Genomic DNA, 2,876 nt, shown 5'->3' on the forward strand with positions numbered 1-2,876 from the left:
TTCGGATAGCGGCCCTGTGTCTCAATACGGATCTGTTGGCCAGATGGATATTCAGGCGGATGGGTATGCGGGGCATGCGGTCTATGAGCAGATAGTTGACTGGCTACAGGAAGAGGACGTACAGCTTAAGCCTCCCTCACCGGAGTTTGAATCGGACGCCTCTCAAGGCCAGGTGACCATGCGCTGGGATCAGCGTTCGGATTGGACGTACAACGTTTTTGTGTCCCGTGACGCCGATTGCGATGTCCGCAATTACACCTCCTGCACCGAGGGCCGGATGATGGCGGATGTGGTCAGTGGGGTGACGATCGGCGACCTGGATCGTGACGTTGACTATTACGTGGTGCTGGAAGCGAAAGATGAGCAGGGTAATGCGTGGCTCCAGGATGCGAAGAAAATCAGACTGGACGCGGCTCATGGAGATGATGACGAAACAGACCGCTCGACTCACTTTTTCGGCACCGAAGACACCTATGCGCATGACTTCAGTCGTGCCGATGCGTGTGTTGCTGAGTTTGGTCAAGACGCACGGGTGGCGGATTGGTACGAAGTTGTCGCCTACTACGAAGACGGCAACTCCATGACGGAGTTCTTTCAGGATGCCCGTCTGAACTCAGAGTATGGTAGAAGTTTGGCCGTCCTTCGCGATGGGGAGCAGTATTTCTCATCAAGCCGAACATATTTTATCAGTCGTCATGATGGTGATGTGCCGGGCACCTACCTGGTTCATGATGAAATAGGCGGTAATCTTATTTCACTTGGCTCGTGGCACAATGACAGGCGAGTGCTGTGCGTTGTGGATGGTGATGGAGCTATGGCAGGGCCTGCCAAGCGTTTGAACGACACTGGCATCGACTGGTGCGTCGATGGCGATACCAACAACCTGGCTTGTCCGGTTGCCGGCTACCCCGGCCAGGACGGCGACTTTGGCCGCGACGCCGCCGCCCGCGATGGCAACCTGGAAAAGGTAGGTGACGGTGCCGCCGGCTTCGACTTCACCAAGCTTGACGCCAATGGCAACTCCCTGCCGGCGAGCGCTACCGAGTGGTCTTGCGTGCGCGATAACGTGACCGGCCTGATCTGGGAAGTGAAGACCACTGATGGCGGATTGCGCGACCGCGACAACACCTACTCCTGGTATCAGCCCGACGGCCCGAACATGGGTAATCCTGGCACGCAAAACGGTGGCAACTGCGTAGGCAGCAACTGCGACACCCACGGCTTTGTGCAAGTGGTCAATGACCAGGGTCTGTGTGGTGCCAACGACTGGCGTCTGCCGACGCGGGATGAACTGCGCTCCATTGCTCACCAGGGGCGGACCAATCCAGCCATCGACGAAGCGTATTTCCCGAATACGCGCTCGTCCCATTTCTGGTCGGCCTCGCCCTCTGCCGGCGGTTCGGATCGCGCGTGGTTCGTCAACTTCGACTTTGGCCGCGACTACTGGCACTTCAAGAGCTTCACCAACAGGGTCCGGTTGGTGCGCGGCGGACAGTGATTTTGTGCTTGCTTCTTGATAACGGACATGCATGCGAACAAGGCACCCATCTGGCGCGATGCCCAACGCCTGCTGGTGTTGACGGAGGAGGCGGTACGCCGCTTCCCCCGTTATCACAAGTACACCTTGGGAACTGAGCTGCGCCGCCAGGCCATGCAGGTGTGCCGGCTGGTGAATCGTGCTTGGCGTGACCAGTCCGGCCGGTTGCGCCAAACCCCATTGCCCCCGTGGGGCAAAACCCGAGGAGTTTGAATCCATGCATACTCTGCGCCCCTTTCTAGCCCTGGCTTTGCTGACTTGCTCGCCTGTTCTGTTCTCGGTAGCCAATGCTGATATTCCTTCAGCCCGTGATGAGTGCATGGATGACCTGGTGGAGACGACCCCGTCCGCCGAGTTCACCCCCCTGGAAGGCGGGGCCGTGGTGCGCCACGAGCGCACGGGCCTGGAATGGCGTCGCTGCCCCGAGGGCATGAACTGGAATGGCAGTGGCTGTGATGGCAATGCTTCACAGATGAATTGGCAAACTGCCCTGCAGCACGCCCATGATTCGCACGGATGGCGGCTGCCCAACATCAACGAACTCCGTAGTATCGTCGAGCTTTGCAGACGAGGGCCCGCCGTCAATCAGCACGTGTTTCCAGACACGCGTTCGTCCCCTTTCTGGTCGGCCTCGCCCTATGCCGGCGATTCGGGTGGCGCGTGGCTCGTCGGCTTCTACCTTGGCAGCGACGGCTGGAACAACAAGAGCGGCAACTTCAGGGTCCGGTTGGTGCGCGGCGGACAGTGATTTTCCTTTTGTATTTTTTTGTGGATCGAAGAGCGACTGGAGGCGCTCAGGCATTGCGTCCCGACGGGTGGGGCCCGAAACGGAGCATGGGAAGCGCGTTGCCTGGTAACGGCATTCGGCCTGCAATGAATGGGCGCAGCGCCCTGCCCGGGCCTATGCCGCCAATGCGCCCGATGGGGTTGGAGTCAGGGCGGCTGTCTTGGCGTATGTTTGCGGTTTGATGGCAACCGGACCGGTGTTGGATTGGAAAAAAGGTCAAAAAGGGAAAATTCTTAACGTTCACGCTTGACGTGGGCCATATCGTCTTCTAGAGGTTATCGGGGGCGGACGGGTCTGGGGTCTGCCTTGTCAAGCCCATGTCGACGTTGGGTGGACTGGGAACGGGCGGCGGGTCCGGGACGCCGGGGGGTATCCATGATGGGGTGTTTTTGCTGGCGGCTGATGCGGGCACGAAGGGTGGGGTGTGCGATTGTGATGCTCGCCCTGGTGATGGTGAGCTGGCCGGCACAGGCTGTCGAGCGGGGAGATGACACCCCTTGGCGGGTCACGGAGATCTACCTGGCCACTCTGGGCTACGCACCCGATGTGGAA

General features: G+C 59.5%; 3 protein-coding genes. All 3 read left to right on the top strand.

Annotated features, from left to right (window positions below; genetic code table 11):
• The coding region (locus LPW30_RS15760) for an Lcl C-terminal domain-containing protein (RefSeq protein WP_239681346.1) at positions 1–1,498 on the top strand (1,498 nt) is incomplete at its 5' end.
• A 27-nt stretch (positions 1,499–1,525) separates the two neighbouring features.
• Positions 1,526–1,750 carry a four helix bundle protein gene (locus LPW30_RS15765; RefSeq protein ID WP_239681347.1) on the top strand — a complete coding sequence of 75 codons (225 nt, stop codon included), beginning with the start codon at positions 1,526–1,528 and terminating at the stop codon, positions 1,748–1,750.
• A gap of 4 nt (positions 1,751–1,754) precedes the next feature.
• On the top strand, positions 1,755–2,285 hold the full coding sequence (locus LPW30_RS15770; protein WP_239681348.1) for an Lcl C-terminal domain-containing protein: 531 nt from the start codon (positions 1,755–1,757) through the stop codon (positions 2,283–2,285).
• Positions 2,286–2,876 lie beyond the last annotated feature (591 nt).

Source organism: Ectothiorhodospira variabilis (assembly GCF_022227625.1).
Lineage (GTDB): Bacteria > Pseudomonadota > Gammaproteobacteria > Ectothiorhodospirales > Ectothiorhodospiraceae > Ectothiorhodospira > Ectothiorhodospira haloalkaliphila.